19 protein-coding genes are annotated in these 22,486 nt (G+C 71.1%); 15 read left to right on the forward strand and 4 right to left on the reverse strand.

Features of this window, described 5'->3' with window-relative positions; all coding sequences use genetic code 11:
• Positions 1-259: 259 nt before the first annotated feature.
• From ACFRMN_RS10285 to ACFRMN_RS10325, 9 genes are all read left to right on the forward strand, one after another.
• Complete coding sequence (locus tag ACFRMN_RS10285) at positions 260-463, forward strand: hypothetical protein (protein ID WP_351394280.1); 204 nt, start codon at positions 260-262, stop codon at positions 461-463.
• Positions 464-566: 103 nt separating this feature from the next.
• Positions 567-752, forward strand: a complete 186-nt coding sequence (locus ACFRMN_RS10290; RefSeq protein WP_030350807.1) for a hypothetical protein — start codon at positions 567-569, stop codon at positions 750-752.
• A 111-nt stretch (positions 753-863) separates the two neighbouring features.
• On the forward strand, positions 864-2,741 hold the full coding sequence (locus ACFRMN_RS10295) for an alpha/beta fold hydrolase (RefSeq protein WP_383016231.1): 1,878 nt from the start codon (positions 864-866) through the stop codon (positions 2,739-2,741).
• Positions 2,738-3,346, forward strand: a complete 609-nt coding sequence (locus ACFRMN_RS10300) for a hypothetical protein (RefSeq protein ID WP_383016234.1) — start codon at positions 2,738-2,740, stop codon at positions 3,344-3,346. The genes ACFRMN_RS10295 and ACFRMN_RS10300 overlap by 4 nt, the downstream gene beginning before the upstream one ends.
• A gap of 157 nt (positions 3,347-3,503) precedes the next feature.
• Positions 3,504-3,671: a hypothetical protein gene (locus ACFRMN_RS10305; RefSeq protein WP_383016237.1), complete on the forward strand. Its 168-nt coding sequence runs from the start codon at positions 3,504-3,506 to the stop codon at positions 3,669-3,671.
• Complete coding sequence (locus ACFRMN_RS10310; protein WP_383016240.1) at positions 3,668-4,429, forward strand: class I SAM-dependent methyltransferase; 762 nt, start codon at positions 3,668-3,670, stop codon at positions 4,427-4,429. Before ACFRMN_RS10305 ends, ACFRMN_RS10310 begins: the two co-directional genes overlap by 4 nt.
• Positions 4,426-6,129 carry an ABC transporter ATP-binding protein gene (locus ACFRMN_RS10315; protein WP_383016243.1) on the forward strand — a complete coding sequence of 568 codons (1,704 nt, stop codon included), beginning with the start codon at positions 4,426-4,428 and terminating at the stop codon, positions 6,127-6,129. The genes ACFRMN_RS10310 and ACFRMN_RS10315 overlap by 4 nt, the downstream gene beginning before the upstream one ends.
• 22 nt (positions 6,130-6,151) lie before the next feature.
• Positions 6,152-7,687, forward strand: a complete 1,536-nt coding sequence (locus ACFRMN_RS10320; RefSeq protein ID WP_383016246.1) for a phytoene desaturase family protein — start codon at positions 6,152-6,154, stop codon at positions 7,685-7,687.
• Positions 7,688-7,772: 85 nt separating this feature from the next.
• Positions 7,773-9,362: an alpha/beta hydrolase family esterase gene (locus ACFRMN_RS10325; protein ID WP_383016248.1), complete on the forward strand. Its 1,590-nt coding sequence runs from the start codon at positions 7,773-7,775 to the stop codon at positions 9,360-9,362.
• 145 nt (positions 9,363-9,507) lie between these two features.
• On the opposite strand, the gene ACFRMN_RS10330 is transcribed toward ACFRMN_RS10325, so the two are convergent.
• Positions 9,508-9,981 carry a carboxymuconolactone decarboxylase family protein gene (locus ACFRMN_RS10330; RefSeq protein ID WP_383016250.1) on the reverse strand — a complete coding sequence of 158 codons (474 nt, stop codon included), beginning with the start codon at positions 9,979-9,981 and terminating at the stop codon, positions 9,508-9,510.
• Positions 9,982-10,246: 265 nt separating this feature from the next.
• On the opposite strand from ACFRMN_RS10330, the gene ACFRMN_RS10335 reads away from it, so the two are divergent.
• Entirely contained in the window at positions 10,247-11,458 is a 1,212-nt protein-coding gene (locus ACFRMN_RS10335; protein WP_383016253.1) for a cytochrome P450, read from the forward strand.
• 50 nt (positions 11,459-11,508) lie between these two features.
• On the opposite strand, the gene ACFRMN_RS10340 is transcribed toward ACFRMN_RS10335, so the two are convergent.
• Positions 11,509-12,300, reverse strand: coding sequence for an SDR family oxidoreductase (locus tag ACFRMN_RS10340; protein WP_383016256.1), 792 nt, complete (start codon positions 12,298-12,300; stop codon positions 11,509-11,511).
• A gap of 402 nt (positions 12,301-12,702) precedes the next feature.
• Between ACFRMN_RS10340 and ACFRMN_RS10345 the strand changes: the two genes are divergently transcribed.
• The 3 genes from ACFRMN_RS10345 (at position 12,703) to ACFRMN_RS10355 (ending at position 16,553) form a co-directional block, all read left to right on the forward strand.
• Positions 12,703-14,268: an alpha/beta hydrolase gene (locus ACFRMN_RS10345; protein WP_383016259.1), complete on the forward strand. Its 1,566-nt coding sequence runs from the start codon at positions 12,703-12,705 to the stop codon at positions 14,266-14,268.
• Between the two features lie 354 nt (positions 14,269-14,622).
• A complete protein-coding gene (locus ACFRMN_RS10350) occupies positions 14,623-15,492 on the forward strand; it encodes an NAD-dependent epimerase/dehydratase family protein (RefSeq protein ID WP_383016262.1) in 870 nt (289 codons plus the stop codon).
• Between the two features lie 149 nt (positions 15,493-15,641).
• Positions 15,642-16,553, forward strand: a complete 912-nt coding sequence (locus ACFRMN_RS10355) for a LysR family transcriptional regulator (RefSeq protein ID WP_383016265.1) — start codon at positions 15,642-15,644, stop codon at positions 16,551-16,553.
• 38 nt (positions 16,554-16,591) lie between these two features.
• Here the strand turns inward: ACFRMN_RS10355 and ACFRMN_RS10360 are convergent, their stop codons facing one another.
• Both ACFRMN_RS10360 and ACFRMN_RS10365 read right to left on the reverse strand, forming a co-directional pair.
• Positions 16,592-17,311 (reverse strand): leucine-rich repeat domain-containing protein, encoded by a 720-nt coding sequence (locus ACFRMN_RS10360; protein ID WP_383016268.1) that lies wholly within the window; start codon positions 17,309-17,311, stop codon positions 16,592-16,594.
• 63 nt (positions 17,312-17,374) lie between these two features.
• The gene (locus ACFRMN_RS10365) at positions 17,375-17,929 is read right to left on the reverse strand and encodes an SUKH-4 family immunity protein (RefSeq protein ID WP_383016271.1); all 555 of its coding nucleotides are present in this window, start codon (positions 17,927-17,929) and stop codon (positions 17,375-17,377) included.
• A gap of 892 nt (positions 17,930-18,821) precedes the next feature.
• Between ACFRMN_RS10365 and ACFRMN_RS10370 the strand changes: the two genes are divergently transcribed.
• Both ACFRMN_RS10370 and ACFRMN_RS10375 read left to right on the forward strand, forming a co-directional pair.
• The gene (locus ACFRMN_RS10370) at positions 18,822-20,279 is read left to right on the forward strand and encodes an MFS transporter (protein WP_383016274.1); all 1,458 of its coding nucleotides are present in this window, start codon (positions 18,822-18,824) and stop codon (positions 20,277-20,279) included.
• Entirely contained in the window at positions 20,276-22,222 is a 1,947-nt protein-coding gene (locus tag ACFRMN_RS10375; protein WP_383016277.1) for an alpha/beta hydrolase family protein, read from the forward strand. The genes ACFRMN_RS10370 and ACFRMN_RS10375 overlap by 4 nt, the downstream gene beginning before the upstream one ends.
• Positions 22,223-22,486: the final 264 nt, after the last annotated feature.

Genomic DNA, 22,486 nt, shown 5'->3' on the forward strand with positions numbered 1-22,486 from the left:
TCCCATTCCGAATGGCACTGTGACCTACGTCATACTGGCCTTGTTGGCGCGGGTGCTTTCATCCAACCGCACCGCACGGGGGATCGCCGCCGCAGTCGCGGAGGTTTACCCGCGTATAACGCACCGAGAACCACAGAATGACCGGTATCGGCCTTATTTGTGGCCGGATTTCAGTGTGTGTATTCCGCACGTGCATCCAGTGCGTGCGTCGGCACATGGAACGTGTGCATCCAACACATAGCAGAAAGCGGAGCACCTCATGGTGGAGATCGTCTCGTACTTCAACGAGAAGTTGGACCTCGGCGCCATCGACCAGGGCGAGTCCAACTCGGAGCAGGGCCCGGTTCTGGCGACCCCGGCCGCCGCCCTCGCCGCCATCGGTGGCGCCAAGGTCGTCGGCGCGTTCGTCGGCGGCGCGACCCTCGTCGGTGGCGCGTACGCCCTCGGCAAGGCTGTCGGCTGAACAATCTCGCCGGTGGTTTCACACCACCCGCGCGAAAACGCTCCGAAAACGTTCCGAAACGCTCATTCATTCACCAAATCGAACTGTTGGTAGGAGGAAAAGCATGAACAACATCATCGAGGCAGTGAACGAGATGGACATTCCGGCGGAGGGAAAGGTATTCCCCGACGCCACCCCGGTGCTTGCCACCCCGGGTGCGTTCCTGGGCGGCGTGGCGGTCTCTTCCGCCGTCATCGGCGCCTTTGAGCTCGGTCGCGGCGGCGGTTCGGCCCCGGCCACGCAGCTCTAGTCGCGGGCACTACCTGAATGCAATTCTGCCGGGCCAGAGATGCGTTCTGGCCCGGCAGAACCCCATCCACTCTACGGGAGCCGTCCCCAGGGCGGTTTTGAAAGGAACCCTGTGAGATTCGCACGAAGGATCGCTTCGGCAGTCTTCGGTCCTGTGCCGGTGTCCCGGGACGGGGCGGTGGCCCTGTCGGAACGGCTGGCCGCGGTCACCACACTGACCTCGTCGATCGAATACCTCTCCCAGCGCAAGGAATTGCACAAGGGCGGGCTCAACGACTGGGACATCGTCAAGGATGTCCAGGCCGCCTCGACGCCCCTCGTACGCAAGGCGCTGCACGCCGTCAGCGGACGCCGGACGACGACCGCCCTCCATGTAGCCCGCGCCGCCGTCAGCGCGGGCATGCTGCTTCCCGGCTCCTCGCGCTGGCGCGGCGCCGGAAGCCTCTTCCTCGGTACGACCTCCGCGCTCCTCTACCCGCGCCACCGCTATGGCACCGACGGGTCCGACCAGGTGGCCATCCTCGTGCAGACCGCCACCGGCGCGGCCCGGCTGGTGCGGTCGCCGGAGGCCAAGGACGCCCTGATCTGGTACGTCGCGCTCCAGTCCAGCCTGTCGTACGCGGTGTCCGGCTGGGTGAAGCTGCTCGGCGAGCCCTGGCGGGACGCGTCCGCGCTCGGCGGGATCATGCGGACCAGGACCTACGGCCACGAGCCGATGTTCCGGTGGACACAGGACAATCCGCGGCTCTCGCGCTATCTCACGCACAGCGTGCTGGCGCTGGAGTGCCTGTTCCCCCTCGTCTATCTCGCCGGTGGCCGGCCGGCCCGCCCGGTGATCACCAGCGCCGCCGCGTTCCATGTCACCAACGGGTTCCTCATGGGCCTGGGGCGGTTCGTGTCCTCCTTCGTGGCCATGCACCCGATGGTGGCGTACACCGCGACCCACCGCGGCCACCCCGCCGTCGAGGGCCGGGACAACCGCGCACCGCTGACGGCCGCGAGCCTGCTGGCCTGCGCCGCCGCGGTGGGCGGTGTGGTCGCCGTACAGCGTCGCCTCCGTACGCTGGAGGGCTGGCACACCACCCGGACCCTCACCACCCGCAGCGGTAACGAGCTCCAGTACGAGGTCATGTCGCAGGGCGACGCCGACAAGCCCGTGATGGTGTTCGCCGCCGGGATGGTCGCCACCTCCGAGCACTTCTCCTGGGTGACGGAGAAGCTGGCCAAGGAGACCGGCTACGGCGTCGTGACGTACGCCCGTGCCGGATACGCCGGCAGCCGCCGCGAGTCCGGCGCGCCCTACACCCTCGCCGAGTCCGTCGATGACCTGGCCGACCTCGTGGGGACCGTCTCGCCGGAGCGCCGGGTCATACTCGTCGGCCACTCGCTCGGCGGTGAACTCGCCCGCCGCGCCGCCCTCCAGCTCGGGGACCGGGTGCACGGCATCGTCTATCTCGACTCCTCCCACCCCGACGAGCTGAACCGCTCCAAGCAGCAGAGCGACACCGCGAAGCGGCTGAGTGAATCCCTCACCCAGATGGTGTGGTTCCTGCGCGCCGGCACCGGCATCCTGATGTCCCGTCCCATCTGGGTGGACGCGCTGCCCGAGGCGTACCGCAAGAAGGCGTTCGCGCAATACACGGACGTACGGATGTGGAACGCCGGGCGCCGCGAATGGGCGGCGGTGGAGGCGGACTTCCGTGCCTTCGAGGGCGAGCTTGAGCCGCTGGACACGCACGCGCTGGTGGTCTCCGCGCAGCAGACCGTCGACCGGGACCCCGACCAGCTGCTGATGCACAACGAGCTGGCCGAGGCGCACCGCGGCGACGGCCGGCGGACGGAGGTCGTGGTGATCGAGGGCGCCGACCACGACACGGTGCTGACGCAGAGCCGCTTCGCCCACCAGGTGACCGAGCGCATCGTCGCGTTCTGCGACGCCGGACCGCGGAGCGACGCGACCACGGACGAGCACGAGGGGGCGGCCACGTGAGCACATCACCGCGGGAGATCGGCAAGAGCCTGTTCACCGGGCCCGGCGCCGGCTGGCGCATCGCCGGGGCCGTGATGCTGGTCAGTACGGTCGCGACCCAGCACCCGAACCAGCTGTTCAACCGGCTCCAGCTGAAGGACACCTTCTCGTTGCTGCCCAACTGGCGGTTCTTCGCGCCGACTCCGGCCATGCACGACTACCACTTCCTCTACCGCACGCGCGGCACGGACGGGGAGACCTCCGCCTGGAAGGGCGTCGACGTCATCGCCGGCCGCAAGATGCGGCAGATCGTCTGGTTCCCCACGCGGCGGCCGGAAAAGGCGATCTTCGACATCTGCAGTGAGATCCTGCATGTGATCGACAAGGGGTTCCCCGTCATCGTGCGGACCTCCGCCTACCGGACGCTCACCGAGTATCTGCGGGCCACGATCCAGGAGCAGGAGGACGCCCGGCTGATCACGGGATTCCAGTTCGCGCTGGCCCGTGCCACCGGCTACGACGCGAGCCACGACCCCGAGGTCGTGTTCGTGTCGCCGTACACCCCGTTGGACCCCCACACGGACACGCCAGTGAAATCACACGTCAAGAAAGCGGTCAAGGCATGAGTGTTGGTGCGTACGTCATCGTTGCGATCGGCGCCGCGATCGCCGCGGCCATCGCGATCGGCGTTCTCAAGAGGTAGGGCCTGACAGGGCCCGGCCGCCATCGACTGCCGCCCCTCCCCCACGAGGGGCGGCACCAGCAGTACCTGAGGAGTTCCTGATGAACAAGACCCCGGTCATTCTCTGCGCCCTCGCCGCCATCGCCGTGCTGGTGTTCCTGGCGATCGGCGACGTCATCAACTATCCGTTCGCCGTCGGGATCGGCACGGCTCTCGTCCTCGCCGCCGGCCTGGAACTGCACAGGAACAGGAAGAGGAGTCACCAGTGAACGCGATAGCTGACATCGGGTACGGCCGCCAGTTCGACGGCTGGTACGACCGGCTGTTCCCGAAGGACGGCGCCGCGGCCGGGGTCGCCAAGAAGATAGCCACCCTCCACCCCGATCACTCCACCGGCACCCTGGAGTTCGGCGTCGGCACCGGCCGTATCGCCGTACCGCTGTCCGGGCATGTCGGCCGGGTGACCGGGGTGGACTCCTCCGAGGAGATGCTGGCCACCCTGCGCGCCGAGCCCGGCGCCGCCGAGGTCGAGCCGGTCCACGGAGACATCCGTACGTACACCTCCGACGAGCGGTACGGCCTCGTGTACTGCGTCTGCGGAACGCTCTCCATGCTGCTCACCCCCGAGGACCAGCGACTGGCCGTACAGCGGGCGGCGGAGCTGCTGCGGCCCGGCGGCCGGCTCGTCATCGAGACCCACAACAAGCCCGCCATTCTCGCGCTCCACGACGGGCGCGGCCGCGACACCTATTTCACGCCATATCCAGAACCGGGCACCGGACTCCAGACCCACTCCACACTGCTGCCCGAGGGCTCGCTCTGGCTCTGCTCCCACATCTGGTACGAATCGGACGGGACCACCCGCGTCGGCTCCGAGGCATCCCGCCTCACCACCCCGGACGAGGTCGACGCGTACGCGCGCGACGCCGGTCTTGAGCCCGAGCAGCGGTTCGCGAGCTGGGACGAGGTGCCCTACAGCGAGCAGTCGCCGATGTTCGTCTCGGTCTACGTCAAGGCCGCGGCGTGAACGTCTGGGGGATAGCCCGCGGGCACCGCGTGCTCCTGCTGGCGGGCACCCTCCTGGGACTCCTGGGATCCGCCGCCACGCTGGCGCAGCCGCTGGCCATCGGCGAGATGATCAAGGCCGTGGGCGGCGACCGCTCACTGACCGTACCGATCCTGCTGGCGGCGGCGCTGTTCGTGACGGACGCGGCACTCGCCGCCGCCCACGCCTACGCGATCGGACGGGCGGGCGAGAACATCGTCTTCGACATCCGCCATGTGCTGACCGCGCGGCTGCTGCGCTCCCGTACCGCCGCGTTCGCGCGCTGGGAACAGGGCGACGTCTTCACCCGTATGGTCACCGACACCTCGCTGGCGCGCATCTGCCTGGCGCAGGCCCTCGCGCAGATCGTCACCAGCGGATTCATGGTCCTGGGCGGCATCGCCCTGATGGTCTGGATCGATCCGCTGCTCCTCGCCGTGACCCTGCTGTGCCTCGGGCTCGCCAGCGTCGTGTCGCTGCTGCTGGCCCGGCGGGTGCGGAAGGTGGCGGTCATCAACCGCGAGGACACCAGCGACTTCGGCTCCGCGCTGATGCGGGTGCTCGGCGCGATGAGCACCGTCAAGGCGTCGCGCGCCGAGGACCGCGAGACCGAGCGCATCACCGGCTTCGCGCGGCAGGCGCGCCGCTCCGGGGTCCGGGTCTCGGCGCTGTCCGCGATGCTCACACCCGCCATGAACGTCGGTACGCAGGTCGCCCTGACGGCCGTCATCGCCTGGGGGATGGCCCGGGTGGCGACCGGCGCGATGCCGCCCGCGGACCTGACCTCGTTCATCATGTATCTCTTCTATCTGGTGTCGCCGCTGGTGATGCTGTTCATGTCGATCGCCCAGTTCCAGCAGGGCCGCGCGGCCCTGGACCGGATCGGCGAACTGGCCGGCATCGAGCAGGAGGAACGGGACCCGGACGCCGCTCCGGTCGCCACCCGGGGCCACGCGATCGCCTTCGACCGCGTCTCGTTCACGTACCCCGGCAGCGAGGAGCCCGTCCTCGACAAGGTGTCCTTCACCGTCCCGGACAAGGGCCTCACCGCGATCGTCGGCCCCTCGGGCGCGGGCAAGACCACCGTCTTCCAGCTGATCGAACGCTTCTACGGGCCCGACTCCGGCACGGTCAGGATGGGCGGTACGGATACGGCGACCATGCCGCTGGAGCAGATACGCGGCCGGATCGGCTATGTCGAGCAGGACCACAGCCTGATGCGGGGCACCATCCGGGAAAACCTCACCTACGCCACGCCCGGCGCGAGCGAGACGGACATCGCGGACGCGCTGCGCATGGCCCATCTGGGCGAGGTGGTCAGGGCTCTGCCCGAGGGCCTGGAGACCGAACTCGGCGAGCGCGGCGCCGGATTGTCCGGCGGACAGAAGCAGCGCCTGGCGATCGCGCGTACGCTGCTGCAACGACCGCACATCGTGCTGCTCGACGAGGCCACCGCCAACCTGGACAGCGAGGCGGAGGACGCGCTGCGTGACACCATCACCGCCATCTCCGGAACGTGTGCGGTGATCGCGATCGCCCACCGGATCTCGACCATCACGCAGGCGGACCAGATCATCGTGCTCGACCGGGGCGGTGTCCGGGCGACCGGCACGCATACGGAACTGACGACGACGGACGATCTGTATCAGCGGCTCGCCAGGCACCAGGAGGTCGCGGCGTGACAGGAGACCTGGAGGTCGCCGTATGACCGCGGACGCCGCCGTCGTCGGGACCGGGCCCAACGGGCTGGCCGCCGCCGTCACGCTCGCGAGGGCCGGTCTCACCGTCGAGCTCTACGAGGCCAGGGACACCATCGGCGGAGGGCTGCGTACCGAGCCCCTTTTCGACGGCGACGTCGTCCACGACATCTGCTCCGCCGTGCATCCGATGGCCGCGGCCTCGCGCTTCTTCCGCGAGTTCGACCTCGGCGCGCGCGGGGTCGAACTCCTCCACCCCGAGATCAGCTACGCGCACCCCCTCGACGCCGGTGACGCCGGGCTCGCCTACCGCGATCTCGACGCCACCTGCGAGCACCTGGGCCCCGACGGACGGCGCTGGCGCCGGCTCATGGCGCCGCTGCTCGACCACAGCGAGGGCATCGTCGATCTCATCCTCTCCGGCGGGCGCGGGCTGCCGCGTGATCCGCTGGCCCCGCTGCTCCTCCCCAGCAGGGCACTGGCGCACGGAACCCGGCTCGCGGCGGGGCGGTTCGCCGGTGAGCGGGCGAAGTCCCTGCTCGCGGGTGTCGCCGCGCACTCCATCGGCAGACTGCCCACCCTCGCCTCGGCCGGGGTCGCCCTGCTGCTCGGCCATCTCGCGCACGGCACCGGCTGGCCGCTGCCGCGCGGCGGGAGCGCCCGTATCGCCGAGGCGCTGGCCGCCGACATCACCGCGCACGGCGGTACGTTCCACACCGGCCGCCCCATCGGAGATCTGCGGGAACTCGGCGATGTGAAGGCGGTGTTCCTGGACACCAGCCCCAAGGGGTTCACCGCGATCGCCGGCGACCGGCTGCCCGCGCGCTACCGGCGCCGCCTCGACGCGTTCCGCTACGGGCCGGGGGCGGCGAAGGCCGACTTCCTGGTGTCGGAACCGATCCCGTGGGCCAACCCGGAGGTCGGCAGGGCCGGAACGGTCCATCTCGCGGGCACCCAGGCGGAGATGTTCCGCCAGGAGACCCTGACGGCCAGGGGCGTCGCCACGTCCGAACCCTTCGTCCTGCTGGTCGACCCGGCGGCCACCGACCCGGGACGCGCCAGGCCCGGCAAGCGGCCGGTATGGGCGTACGCGCATGTACCGAACGGCGACGACACCGATCCACTGGAGATGGTGCGCGCGCGCATCGAGCGGTACGCGCCGGGGTTCACCGACACCATCGTCGCCCAGCGCGGGATCCCGGCCGCCGCGTACGAGGCGTACAACCCGAACTACGTGGGCGGGGACATCGGCGGCGGGGCGATGACCCTCAAGCAGTCGCTGCTGCGCCCGACTCCGAGGCTCGACCCCTACCGGACCCCGCTGCCGGGGGTCTATCTCTGCTCGGCGTCGACTCCGCCGGGGCCCAGTGTCCACGGCATGTCCGGCTATCTCGCGGCTCGTTCGGCTCTGCGGCGCGAATTCGGGATCAGGGAGCGTCCGGAGCTCGGGGCGGGGCGTTCGGAGCCGGGGGCGGGACGGGCGACGGCGGGGTCCGCTCAGACGTTGTCCATGTGGCCGGAGCCCACGTCTCCACGGGATTGATGGCGGTCCGGGCCGTGCTGCGCGGCCGGAGCGCGCCCCTAGTGTCCGTACACCGTCAAGGGAGACGGATACGAGGGGAGCCGCGATGCGGGACAGCACCTGGACGAAGCGAATCGCCCTACGAGGTAAGGCGAAACGAAGCCCGGCGCGACGGCTGACCACGGCGGGAATGCTGCTCGCCCTGCTGGTCGCCCTGCTCGGCGCGGGCGGCCCCGGGTTCGTCCCCGAGGCGCGCGCCGCGACGCTCACCGAAGTGACCGGATTCGGTACGAACCCCGGCAATCTGCGGATGTTCCGCTATGTCCCGGACGGCCTGCCCGCCGGCCGGCCCCTCGTCGTGGCGATGCACGGCTGCACGCAGTCGGCGGCGGCGTACGACTCGGAGACCGGCTGGACGAAGTGGGCGGACCAGTGGGGCTTCGCGCTGCTGCTGCCCCAGCAGCAGTCGGCCAACAACCTCAACTCCTGCTTCAACTGGTTCGAATCCGGTGACATCGCGCGCGGCGCGGGCGAGGCGCTGTCGGTCAAGCAGATGACCGACCGGATGAAGAGCGATCTGGGCAGCGACACCGCCCGGGTGTACGCGACGGGGCTGTCCGCCGGGGCCGCGATGACCAACGTCATGCTCGCCGCCTACCCGGATGTGTTCGCCGCCGGAGCACCGGTGGCCGGACTGCCGTACGCGTGCGCGACGAGCGTGATCGCCGCGTACGGCTGCATGAACCCGGGGACGAACCTGTCGCCGTCGGCCTGGGCCGACAAGGTCCGTGCCGCGTACCCCGGTTACGCCGGACCCCGGCCCACGGTCTCGGTCTGGCAGGGGACGACGGACACGACGGTCGTCCCGGCCAATCTGACGGAGACGGTGGAGCAGTGGACCGCCGTCCACGGTACGGACGCGACTCCCGACGTCACCGACACCGTGGCCGGTTATCCACACGCTGTGTACCGCGACGGCGCCGGACGAGATGTGGTGGAGACGTACTCGCTGACCGGCATGGGCCACGGCCAGCCGGTCGACCCGGGCACCGGCCCCGAGCAGTGCGGCACGGCGGGCGCGTACATCCTCGACGTCGGGCTGTGCGCCTCGTACCGGATCGGCCTGTTCTGGGACCTGGCGGGCGACGGATCCCCCGGCCCCGGCCCCGAACCCGGTGCGGGCACCGTCGTACTGCCGAGCCTGGCCGCCGACGACGGCTACGTGAAGGCATCGGCCACCGGCGCCGGCCCGGCTGTCGGCGCGCTCGAAGGAAGCCTCGGGGTCGCGGTCGGCCGGGGCGCGGACGGGCTCCACAACCGGGCCCTGTTCTCGTTCGACACCTCGTCCCTCCCGGACGGCGCGCGCGTCAAGCGGGCGTTCGTGACGGTGACGCGCGCGAGCGGCGCCGGTGACCCGTGGGCGGCGGGCAACCGTCTGGTCGTCGACATCAGAACCGGCTGCTTCGGCGCGACCTGCGCGACGGCCGCCGATGACTGGTCGGCCCCCGCCTCGACCGCCGGGGCGGCGGAGATCGGCGCCTTCACCGCGGGAGCGAAGTCGTCCACCGCCTTCACCACGGTCAACCCGACCGGCATCACCCAGGCCCGCCTGCGCCTCGCTACCGCGCCCGCCGCCACGGCGTATGTCTTCCTCACGTCGGGGGCGGGGGCGACGCTCACGGTGGAGTGGGAGTAGCGGCCCGGGAATTGGGTTTCACCAGCACCCGGCCGGGGCCCGCGAAGAGGGCCCCGGCCGACGCGGGACAGCCTCCGGCTCGCGGGCCGGGGACTCCTCGCTGTCCGAGCTGACCGAGCTGTCCGAGCTGTCCGAGCCAACCGAGCTATCCGAGCCGGCCGGGCTCGTAGTCGCCGGCGGGCTGCTGGGTGATGACGTTCCCTCGGTTGAAGGCGTTGATGACGGCGATGAGGGACACCAGGGCGGCGAGCTGCTCCTCGTCGTAGTGCTTGGCGGCATACGCCCAGGCCTCGTCCGTGACGCCACCGGCCGCATCGGCGAGACGGGTGCCCTGCTCCGTCAGCTCCAGCGCCGCGCGCTCGGCCTCGGTGAACACCGTGGCGTCCCGCCACGCCGCGACCAGGTTGAGGCGCACCGAGGTCTCACCGGCGGCGGCGGCTTCCTTGGTGTGCATGTCGAGGCAGCCACCGCACCCGTTGATCTGACTCGCGCGGATCTTCACCAGTTCCTGCGTCGCGGCGGGCAGCGACGAGTCGGCGAGCGCCCTGCCCGCCGAGATGATGTGCTTCCAGACCTTGCCTGCGATCGGGCTGTCGAACATGTTCACACGGGCACTCATGGTGAACTCCTCCGTCGTTGTCGATGCCTACACCGATCTGACGGAGCGGCCCGGCACGGTGTGACACGGACGAACGTGACCTGCGTCTCGTCGGCCCGCATATGCCGGGTCCAGCAAGTACGGATGCGGTCGCCCGGGGCGGTCACGCCACCCGTCCGCTCCGGGAAGTCGCGATGGCGGCCCGAACCGTGGAGCTGTCCCCGGTTCTTGGTACGCTCGGAACGAGAAAGCGGGGAATGGTCCCCGCTTGGTTCAGGGAGTCACCATGCGCGCAGACCACCTCACCGAACTCGCCTCCGCCGCCCCCGACTTCTTCGCCGACCCCTATCCCGCCTATCAGGCACTCCGCGCCGAAGGCCCTGTCCGTCGCGTACGCATGCCCGGAGGTGAAGGGGTCTGGCTGGTGCTCGGGTACGACGCCGTCCGTGCCGGGCTCGGCGACTCGCGGTTGCGCAACGACATCCGGCATTCCGCCGAGTTCGACAGCGACGGCGGCTACGCGATCGGCCGCAACATGCTTCAGGTCGACCCGCCCGATCACACACGGCTCCGCGCGCTCGTCTCACGGCAGTTCACCGCCCGGCGCATCGCGGAGCTGGAGCCGCGCGTTCAGCGCATCTCCGCCGGCCTCCTCGACGTCATGGCCCCGGCCGGCGGGGCCGATCTGGTCGACGCGTACGCCTTTCCGCTGCCGATCACCGTCATCTGTGAACTCCTCGGCGTCCCTGCCGCCGACCGCGAGGCCTTTCACCGCTGGTCGAGCGCGATCGTCGCCGTCACCGACGCCGAGGCCGCCATGGCCGGTGCTGCCGCGATGACCGAATATCTCACCGGGCTCATCGAGGAGAAGCGCAGTCTCGCCCCCGGGGAGAACGCCGACCTTCTGCACGCCCTCGTCCGGGCCCATGACTCCGACGGCGAGGACGGCGACCATCTCGCGCCCGACGAACTCCTCGGCATGGCGTTCCTGCTGCTCGTCGCCGGGCACGAGACGACCGTCAATCTCATCTCCAGCGCCGTCCATCTGCTGCTCAGGCACCCGGACCAGCTCACCGCGCTGCGTGCCGATCCCGGGCTGCTGGCGGGTGCGATCGAGGAGACGCTGCGCTACGAGCCGCCGGCGCAGATCGCGGCGTACCGCTACACCGCCGAGCCCGTCACGCTGGCGGGTACGCCGATACCGCGGGGCGAGCGCGTCGTGCTCTCCCTCGCCGCCGCCAACCGCGATCCGGCGCGCTTCGCGGACCCCGAGCGCTTCGACATCCGCCGTGACCCCGCCGCGAACCGTGCCCAGCTCGCCTTCAGCCACGGCATCCACCACTGTCTCGGCGCACCGCTCGCCAGGCTCGAAGCCTCCATCGCGCTGCCCGCGCTGCTGGAGCGTTTCCCGGAGCTCGCACTCGACGACGCGTCGGCCGCCCCCGAGTGGCGCCCGAGCCTGCTGCGGGGACTGCGTACGCTCCCGGTGCGCTGGTGAGCGCCATCGCCTGAAGCGTCCGGTGCGGCGCCCGGCCCGGTCCGCGCGGGTCAGCTGCCCTGGCCGGTGGGCATGATGGTGACCTGCTGGAGGTTGACCCGGGGCGGGAGCGTCGCGATGAAACCGATGGTCCGCGCGATGTCGTGCGGGGTCAGCCACTCCATGGTCTCCTTCGAGCCCGCCAGCCAGTCCAGGGCGCCGTCGTCAGTGACGTGGTCCTGTAGTTCGGTGCCGACGATGCCGGGCTCGATCGCGGCGACCCGGACGTTCTTCGGGCCGAGTTCGACCCGCAGGTGCCGGGACAGATGGGTGACGTACGCCTTGGTGCCCGAGTAGACGGCGAAGTTGGGGAAGATGTTCTGCGCCGCGATGGAGGCGGTGTTGATCAGGTCGGCCACACCGCGTTCGCCGGCGGTCTTCACCAGCTGGGGGACGAACGCGCCGATGACGTTCATCAGACCGGTGATGTTGAGGTCGATCTGCTGCTGCCACTGATCGGTGCGCAGTTCCTCGATCGGCGCAGGAAGCATGACGCCGGCGTTGTTGAACAGCAGGTCCGCGCCGCCCAGCTCGGCGTCGATCCGGTCGGCGGCAGCCTGGACCGCGGCGGAGTCGGTCACGTCGGCGGCGATCGCCAGCGCCGTGCCGCCGTCCTTGTCGATCCGGGCGACCAGCTCGTCCAGGCGGTCGGCACGGCGTGCCAGAACCGCGACGGTGGCGCCCAGGGAGGCCAGATGCTCGGCGGAGGCCTCGCCGATGCCGCTGGAGGCACCGGTGATGACCGCGACACGACCGTTCAGGGGCTTGGCCGAGCGTTCTGTGGACCTGGTTTCGGTGGACATGGAGCCCCACCTTTCAGGAGTGAGCGGGAACGAACAGGAGTGAACAGGAATAAACAGGTCGAACGGACGGCATGGGGAAGCCGCAAGCCCGGAGTCCGGAGCCCGAAGCCCGGAGACGGCGGCCAGAGGATGCCCTCTCCTCTTCCAGGACACCACCGCAGCGCACTTCCGGCAGCCCGGCAGCCCGGCAGCCCGGTAGCCACAGCCGCCCGCCCGGGCCGACCGGCGACACCCGGCGGCTGACTCGCACCGGGACGCGGACGCGGATGCCGACGCGGGTGCGGGTGCGGATGCGGGTGCGGACGTGGTCGTGGTCGTACCGTCCGGGGCGGGGGCTACCCCCAGTCGCGTTGTCCCGCCTGCCGCATTGGCACCGGGCCCCGGCTCAACAACCCTTGCGGCATGACGACTTACCACCGCAGAGCCCTCGTCCTCGCCCTCTCGGCCGCAGGCGTCGCCACGACCCTGACCGCCGTCGTCACCCCGGAGGTCCACGCTCAAACGTCCACCGCCGTACCCGCTCTCAACTGGCGGCCCTGCGCCGAGCAGGCCCGGACCGCCCAACCCGCCCCGACCGCCCAGCCCGCCCCCGCCCCTGTCGGGCAGGAGTGCGCCGAGCTGCCCGTACCGCTCGACTACCGCGACCCGCGGGGCCCTCAGCTCACCCTCGCCGTGTCCCGCCTCCGCAGCGAGCGGCCCGAGGCGCGGCGCGGGACGCTGCTGTTCATCCCCGGCGGGCCCGGCGGGTCAGGGGTGCGGCAGCTGACGCAGAAGGGGGACGCGCTGCGGAAGGAGATGGCCGGCGCGTACGACATCGTCAGCTTCGACCCGCGCGGCGTGGGCGGCAGTACGACGGCGAGCTGCGGCCTCGACGCGGCGGACCGGGAGCTGGTGAACCTCCGCTCCTGGCCGGGGCCGGACGGCGAGATCACCGAGAACGTCGTCCGGTCCCGCCGTATCGCCGATGCCTGCGCCCGTAACGGCGGCGCCGTGCTGCGCAGCTTCACCACGGCGAACGAGGTGCGCGACATCGACCGCTTCCGGCGGGCGCTGGGCGAGGAGAAGCTGTCCGCCTGGGGCCTCTCGTACGGGACGTACGCCGGGGCCGTGTACGCGCAGAAGTACCCGCAGCACACGGACCGTTGGGTACTGGACAGCAGCGGCGACCCGGATCCGGCCCGGGTCGCGCGGGGCTGGGTCGCGAACATGGCGACAGGTGCGGACGACCGGTTCCCCGACTTCGCGGCCTGGGCGGCGGATCCGGCTCGCGAGGACGAAGGGGAGGACGGGGGCGAGGGACTTCGACTGGCGGAACGGGCCGAGGACGTAAGGCCGTTGTTCCTCGCGCTCGCGGCGAAGCTGGACCGCGAACCGAAGGAGTCGACCACGGCCGGCATCCCGCTGACCGGCAACCGGCTGCGGCAGGCGCTCCAGAACGCCCTCTACAGCGACGCCTCCTTTCCGCAGCTGGCGCGGCTCATCCGGGCGGCCATGGACCCGGCGGGGAAGCCGGTCCTGCCCGCAGACCTCGCGCAGCCGCTGCGGAACGAGGACGCGGCGGTGACGGTCGGCGTCATCTGCAACGACGTGCGCTGGCCGGGTTCTGTTCCCGCGTATGAGCGCGCCGTGGCCGCCGACCGCGTCCGGCACCCGCTCACGGCCGGGATGCCGGCGAACGCCTTCGCCTGCTCCTTCTGGAAGGACGCGCCGACGGAGGAGCCCACCCGCATCACCCCCAAGGGCCCGTCCAACATCCTGATGATCCAGAACCTCCGCGACCCGGCCACCCCGTACTCCGGCGCCCTGAAGATGCGCGAGGCCCTCGGCGACCGCGCCAGGCTCGTGACGGTCGGCCACGGCGGACACAGCGCCTATCTGGCCAACGGCAACGCCTGCGGCGACCGTACGGTCACCGAATTCCTCACCTCGGGGCGGCGACCGGCGCGGGACACGCACTGCGCGGACTGAGCCGCCCGGTACGTCGGAGTCAGCGGTACAGATACGGCGGTACAGGGACAGCGGTACAGCGGTACTTCGGCGAACTCTACGAACCGCCCCCGCGCCCCCGCGCCCCCGCGCCCGCGTGACCGCGTGACCGCGCCGGGCATCCGGACCCCGAGCGATCGCGATATCAGCGGATCACGCGGGATCAGCGGATCACCTGATCGGCCGATCCTGTCGGCACGCCTCTGACCTGGCCTCATACCCGCCAGGTATGACAGGCGGCGGATCAGGTGTTGGACCGCCGGTCCTCGTCGCGAGCAGAGTCGGTAGTACCGAGTTCACCACCGAGGAAGCTCACCGGCGAGGAAGGTAACGATCATGAAGGTCTTCGTGACAGGAGGATCCGGCTACGTCGGGCGGGCGACCATCGAGGCGCTGGTCCGGCGGGGTGACGAGGTCACGGCGCTGGTCCGCAGCGATGCCTCCGACCGGGTCGTGACCACTCTGGGCGCGAGCGCGGTCCGTGGCGAGCTGACCGACGTGGCCGTGCTCCGCGACGCGGCGCGCGCCGCCGACGGTGTTCTGCACCTGGGCCAGGACGCCGGTGAGGACAGCGCCGAGGTCGACCGCGCCGCCGCCGAGGCGATGCAGGACGGCGCGGGGGCCCGCCCGTACGTGCACACCGGTGGGGTGTGGGTCTACGGCGACACCGCCGGGGTCGTGGACGAGGACGCGCCGCTGAACCCGCCGAGGCTGACGGCGTGGCGCTTGGAGAACGAGAAGCGCGTCCTCGCGCGGGCCGCCACGGGGGAGCGGCCCGTGGTGGTGATGCCGGGCCTGGTGTACGGCCGCTCGGCCGGGCTGATCGAGACGTTCTACGCGGCTCCCGGGCGGGCGGCGGGCGCTGTCCCGTGCGTGGGGGACGGGTCCAACCATTGGTCCCTGGTACATGTCGAGGACCTTGCCGAGCTGTACGTACTGGCGCTGGCGGCCCCCGCCGGATCCGCCTACGCGGGCGTCAGCGACCAGAACCCCACCGCGTTCCAGGTCGCCGAGGCACTCAGCCGGGCCATGGGGCGTCCGGGCGCGATCCGGCAGCTGACCATTGACGAGGCGACGAAGGAGATGGGGCCGATCGCCGAGGCATTCGCACTGGACCAGCAGTTCACGGGCGCCCGAGCACGCCGGGAGCTGGGCTGGAACCCCGTACGGCTGGACCCGCTGACGGAGCTGGCCGCCGCCCGCTGACCAGGACGGCCGCCCGGAGCACAGGCCGTCCCGGGGCGGCGAGGGCCCTGAGCACGGAAGGCCCTGAGCACGGAAGGCCCTGAGCACCGCCGCGCGCCGCTGGATACGCTCGGTGTGGGGAGTGGCCGACGACGCGGAAGGAGCAGCCCGTGACCCTCGATCTCGACCTCCGTAAGCTGCGGTACTTCGTCGCTGTGGCCGAAGAGCTGCACTTCGGGCGGGCCGCCGAGCGGCTGCACATCGCGCAGCCGGTCCTCTCCCGGCAGATCAAGGCGCTGGAGAGCGAACTGAAGGTCCAGCTCCTGGTGCGCGACAAGCGCGCCACCGAGCTGACCCCGGCCGGCCGGCAGCTGCTGGCCGACGCCGTGCCGCTGCTGGCGGCGGCGGAGGCCACGCGCCGCCGACTGGCCCGCGCGGCCAGGGGTACGGAGACGTTCGCGATCGGGTTCATGCCCGGACTGATCGTCACGGGCGCGGTACGGGAACTCTCCCGCCGCCATCCGGACCTCTCGATCGAGGTGGTCAGAACCAGCTGGGACGATCAGACCGAGGTGATCCACGACGGCCGGGTCGACGTCGGCTACGTACGGATGCCGCTGGACCGGCGCGGACTGCGGACGCGGAACCTGCTGACGGAGCCACGGGTGGCGGTGCTCCCATCGGACCACCCCTACGCGGACAAGGGCGTCCTGAGCGTCAACGACCTCGCGCGCGAGCACCTGTTGCAGGATCCCGACGCCGTACCCGAGTGGCGCGACATCGCCACGGAGCTCTCCACCACGTCCCCTTCCGATTCCGAGGGGCGTCGGGCGATGCCACCGCCCGTCCGGACGGTCGAGGAGAAGCTGGAGAACGTAGCGGCCGGACGTGGCGTGGTCGTGCTGCCCCTGTCGACCGCTACGTACTACACCCGCCCCGATGTCACCCATGTCGAGATCTCCGACATCGCTCCCAGCCAGGTCTGCCTGGCGTGGGCGAGCGGCCGACGCGTCCCGCTGATCCACGAGTTCGCGTCCATCGCCGTGGAGCACGACGCCACAGGACACCGCGACCTCCGGTGACGGTGGCAGCCACGGCGCTCATCTCAAGACGCCGTCGCTCACCTCAAGACGACGCACCCGCGCCGCGTCAGCGCGTCGAGGAGGCGAGGCCGGGGCTCGATGTCGTTCCAGCGCAGATCCAGCTTCTCCAGCGACGGCAGTCGGGCAAGCCAGTCCGGGAGTCCGTCGATGTGGTTGGCCCGTAGGTCCAGCTGACGGAGCAGGGGCAGACCGGCCAGTGACTCCGGGACTTCGGAGAGGGCGTTCTCCCGGAGGTCGAGATGGCGCAGTTCGGTCAGAGCCGCGAACGATTCGGGCAGTCGCTCAAGGGCATTGCCGCGCAGCCACAGCTCGCGCAGCCGCCGGAGCCGTCCGACGGAGCCGGGCAGCGCGGTCAGCCGGTTGTGCTGGGCGCGCATTTCCACCAGAGCGGCCATGTCGCCGATGGTCTCCGGGAGACCGGTGAGGCGGTTCTCGCCGATGTTGAGGTAGCGCAGTGCGGTAAGCCGCCCCAGTGACCGGGGAAGCTCCGTCAGCCGATTGTCGTGAAGATAGAGGCAGTCGGTGAGCGAGGTCAGATCACCCAACTCGTCAGGCATCGCGACGAGTTCGTTGTGGCCCAGGTCCAGAGTGCGCAGCTGCCGTAGCCCTCCGACCTCGCCCGAGATCTCCGTCAGTCCGTTGTCCGCGAGGATCAGCACGTGCAGCTCGGTTCGCCGCCACACCGGCTCCGGCACCCGCCCGAGCCGCTGCCGCCAGAGATTGAGTGTCGCCGTCACGCTTTCGGCCCCTGTTCTCGATTGTTCGATCCCCGCTGTCCTGTCTGGACGGATGGGGAGAGGTCAGAAGATTCCGTCCACGATCTCCGCGTACACGCGGTTCCACTCCGATGCCTCGTCGGAGAAGGGAAGTCGGTCGAAGGACTCGATCCTGGCGCGCAGTTCCTCCGGCGCCAGGTCCTCATTCTCCTCCCGCTCCGCACAGAAGTACTTGAGTGTGATGAGGGATCGAACGAGCGAGTCGAGGTCACGGTGGATCAGAACGGGCTTGCCGTCACCGTCGTAGGAGAAGGCGTAGATGTGGTCATCGGCGGGATTCAGCGCCGTGGCCGCGCAGGGGAAGTGCCCCACGATCAACCAGGACCCGCATTCCTCCGGCACGTCGAAACCGAAATCCTCGTCGGCGGCCCACGAGCCGACGTACACGGACTCCTCCTCTTCCTCCGGGCCGCCCCTGGAGATGAAGAAGTAGTCGTTCGGGACCCCGACGCGACTCAGAAAGGACGACGCCCGAGCAGACAGCGGTGACGATTCCGCTTGCGCGTACGGGAAGAGCACGACGCCCTCCAGGCCGAATGCCTCAATCACGTCGCCCGTGGCCATGGATTCGCTACTCATTTTTCCTCCGCATCGGGCCGCTGATGTGTTCCGCGCTGTGCCGGGCGGCGCTGGTTCACGACTTCGTCGCCCCGGACACCCGGACACCCGGACACCCGGACACCCGGACGCCCCGGACCCCCGGACCCCCGGATCCGCCGATCCCCGCACCGCCCAGGGCGTCGCGTTTGTTTCCGGCCAATAAGTGTGGCGGGTATGGCGGACCGGGCGCGATCCGGGGAGTGGGATTCCGGATACCGCGCGGGCCGGCGCGCGTCCGCCGGGCGCCCTGCCGTCCGGGCGCGTACGCGTCGTGCGGCGCGTTGACGGAGGTGGCCGCCTTCACCACCGGGAAGGCTCCGTACGCCGTCGGTGACCGGTGTGACGGCGGTGCGCGGCGGTGTCCGACGGGCAGGACCGCGCGTCGTACCGCGCCGTGTGATCCGGTCCTGGCGAGGCAGTCCTGCCTCGTTCCCCACGCTGTTCAGACGCGGTACCCGGCGCGGAGCGGCGAATTCCGGCTTATGTCCGGACGAGTTGTCGACGATCTGTACGGTTCTCCATCCGCCGGGACGATTCCTCCGGCGCCGCGAATGCCAAAGCGAAGCGGAAACCCTGGGCGCCGCACCGTCGCCACCCGTATCCGCCGCCCGGGACGCGGTGATCGCGGGCGCGACACGCGGTAAGAACCGACCGTTCCGATGCTGCTGTACGGAGGCCCCGGCGCACCCCCGTGGTGCCTGTGCGAAATCGAACCAGCCCTCGTTCGGGCGTCCTTGTTCTTCACATCAAGGCCTGGTTAAGCTCCCGAGCGTTTCAGTTCCTACACGTTTTCTGCGCATCTTTGGCGAGTACAGCGCTACTTCGCATGTGACTTCGAGTCTGACGACGGCGGAAACCGGGAGGGCTGCGCATGGGATCGTCTGTTCCCGAAACGGGGGCCTCGCGCGTCCAGGCCGTATCTCCGGTCCAGATCGAGGACAGCGAGGACAGCGAGGTCGGCGAGGTCGGCGACCGAGCCAAGGGCACCGAGCACACCAGCCGCGACATCCGGCTCTTCTGGTGTGCGAACGCCGCTGACTCCCTCGGCAGCCAGGCGTCCGGCGTCGTCCTGCCGCTGCTGCTTCTCGGGCTCGGCTATTCGCCCGCGGTGGTGGGGCTGGTCGCGGGGGTGTCCACGGCGACCGGGCTGGTACTCGGCCCGCTCGTCGCCGTACCGGCCGACCGGGGCGCGCGTAAGCGGGTGATGTTCTGGTCGGCGGTGGTCTCGGCGCTCGCGATGGGCTCCGTGGCCGTGGCCCTGGCCGTCGCGGAAGGACGGCCGTCGCTGGTCCATCTGCTCGCCGCCGTGCTCGTGGAACGTACCGCCACCGCCTGCTACGAGGCGGCGGCCCGGGGCACGGTGGCCCTGATCTCCACCCCCGAGAACCTGCCGCGCGTCGTGGCCGGGCTGGAGGCGGGTGACCGGGGCGCACTGGTCGCCGGACCCGCTCTGGGCGGCATGTTGTACCAGGCTTCCCGCGCGCTGCCCTTCGTGCTGGACGCCGTCTCGTACGCCGTCACGGCCGTGTGCGTCCGGGCCATGCGCTCGAACCTGCGGGCGGACATGGCCGACCGGACGGACGGGACGGACGGGACGGAAGGGGCCGACGGCGCGTTGGAGGGGACCGGGGGCGAGGCGCGGGGCGGGGCGCGCTCCGTACGCGGCACCTGGTCGGCGCTGGCCGCCGAGGCGGGCGCGGGATTCCGGCTGGTCCGGTCAACACCCCTGCTCCGGCTGGTACTTGTGTGGACCACCGCCGTCAACGGCGTACTGGCCGCGCTGTACTACGACGCCGTCTTCACCTTGCAGGAAAGCGGCCACGGCGGCACGCCCATGGGTCTGGTCCTGGCACTGTCGGGCGCCGCCGGACTCGCCGGTTCGCTCGCCGCGCCCCGGCTCGTCCGCAGGCTCAGCCCAGCACGGGCGGTCGTGGCCGTGTCATGGCTCATGATCCCGCTCGCCGCGGCGCTCGCGACGGCCGGGGAACCGTGGACGTACGGAGCGCTGTTCGGCGGGTTCTGCCTGATCATGCCGCTCGCCACCGTGATCCTCCAGGCCCGCGCCATCCACGGGACACCGCCCGGACTCCAGGCCCGCGCCGGCTCCGTGCTCGCCACCGCCGCCGGTGGCGCCGCCGCCATGGCGCCCGCGGTGGCGGGGCTGCTGACGGCGCACGCGGGGGCCGCCGTACCCGCACTCGTGTGCGCCGGGGTGCTGGCTCTCCTCGCGCTCCACACGACCTTCGGCGCCAAACGCGTACTGACGCAGGGCATAACGGCGACAGACGAACCGGCGACAGACGCGCCGACAAGGGGGCGAGGCGCGTGACCGGCTCCCGCTATCAGGTCTACCTCGCCGCCCTGCCCGAGGTCTGCGCCGCCGATCCCGCGCTCATGGCCTTCACCGCCGACGCGGACGGCCGGTGCGAGGTGTTCGCGTGGGACGCCGCGACCGGCCGCGCCCGCCAGGTCACCGATCGGCCGCGGGGCACCCTGCACGGGACGATCGACCGGGACGCGAACGTGTGGTGGTTCGACGAGGACGCGCACGGCGAGGGCAGTTGGCGGTTCCAGCCCTTCCGCGGCGGACCCGACCTCCCCGGGCTGACCGGCGTGCCCCGGGGGACCCCGCGCGGTCTGGCGGTGAGTGACGACGGGACGGTCGCCATCGGGCTGGGGGACGGGCGTACGACCACCGTCCAGCTGGGCCGGCGCGGCGGTTCCGCACGCGAGGTGACGCGCGTCGACCGGCACGCCACGCTCTCCGGGATCAACGCCACGGCCGGTCTGCTGGCGATCAGCGGCCCCGCCGGTTCCGCGCACGCCGTGACCGTCCTGGCCGCGGACGGCACACCGCGCGCCGTGCTCTCCGGCTCCGGGGAACACGGCAGACTCTGGTCGCTCGGCTTCGCGCCGACGCCGCGACGCGACGAACTGCTGCTGGTACGCGAGGACGACGACCGCTATCTGCTGGCCAGTTGGCGCCCGGAGACCGGGATCCGTACGTACCCGTGGTGCGCGTTCGACAGTGAGATCACCGCCCGCTGGTATCCCGAGGGCGAGGGCGAGGGCGCGGCCCGGGACGAGTGCCAGGGCGCGGGCCGTACCGTCCTGATCCGGGAGGACCGCCACGGCCGCAGCACCCTGCACCGGGCCGGGCTGGACACCGGCACCCTCACGCGCGTGCCGACGCCGCCCGGCAGCCTGCTGGACGCGGCGCCGCGCGCCGGCGGCGACGTGCACTTCCTGTGGACGGACACGGCCCATCCGCCGCGTATGCACTCCACCGCCGGTACCGCGCTGCCGGCCCTCGGCACCGTGCCGGGGCGCGTACCGGGCGACCACCGCGACCTCTGGACGCCGACCCCGGACGGCCCCGTGCACACATGGCTCAGCCTCCCCGAGGGCGCTGGCCTCCCCGAAGGCCGCGTCCCCGAGGGCGGGGGCACGCCGCCGCCCCTCGTCTTCCTCGTACACGGCGGTCCCGCCGACCACGACCGCGACGCCTACGACGGCGTGGTGCACTCGCTCGTGGCCTCGGGCTTCGCCGTCGCGCGCGTCAACTACCGCGGCTCCACCGGCTACGGACCCCGCTGGCGCCGGGCCTTCGGCGCGGGCGTGGGGCTCACCCAGGTCGAGGACCTGGTCGCGGTCCGCGCCGATCTGATCGCGCGTGGTCTGGCGCGCCCCGACGCCGTCGGACTCTGGGGCACCTCGTGGGGCGGCTATCTCGCCCTGCTGGCCCTCGGCACCCACCCGGGACTGTGGCAGGCGGGCGTCGCCGTCAAGCCCGTCGCCGACGGCGTCGCCGCCTACCGCACCACCACCTCCGCGCTGCGCACCCTGGACGAGCGCCTGTACGGGGGCACACCCGACGAGGTGCCCGAGGCGTACGCCCGCAGCTCGCCGATCCAGTACGCCTCGCGCGTACGGGCGCCGCTGCTGGTGGTCGCCGCCACCCGGGACGCCAAGTGCCCGCCCGGTCAGGTACGCGGCTACCTCGCCGCCCTCCGCGCCGCCGGAGCGCGCCACGAGTCGATGTGGCTCGACAGCGGGCACGACGGTTACGAGGGCGGTGACCACGTCGCCGTACTGCGCCGCGCCGTGGTCTTCCTCGACCGCGAGCTGCGCGACCCCAAGACGCCCCCCGCCGACCGGAGGGGGGATTCCGGCCGCGTCCGTACCGCGGCGGCGGCCGGGACAGGTACCGCCGAACACACCGAGAGGAGAACCGCCCATGCAGAAGGACATCATCCACAACGACCCGCTTGAGGGTGACGAGGAGAACCGGAAGCCGAGCGTCGGCGTCACGGTCACCATCCCGTTCCGCAACGCGGAAGACGCTGAAGAGGACTGATCCGAGCCGAGATCCGCGCCGGCCGGCCCGGCGGCCACCGATGCCGGGCCGGCCGGTCGTCCCGCGACGACCGCGGTCGGTTGTTGGAAACGCCCCGCCTCACGCCTCCCGCCTCACACCTCCCCTTTTCCCTGTTCCCCGTCTTCCACTGTCTTCCCCCCGTCTTCCGGCCGTCCCAC

Source organism: Streptomyces sp. NPDC056835 (assembly GCF_042789485.1).
Taxonomy (GTDB): Bacteria; Actinomycetota; Actinomycetes; order Streptomycetales; family Streptomycetaceae; genus Streptomyces.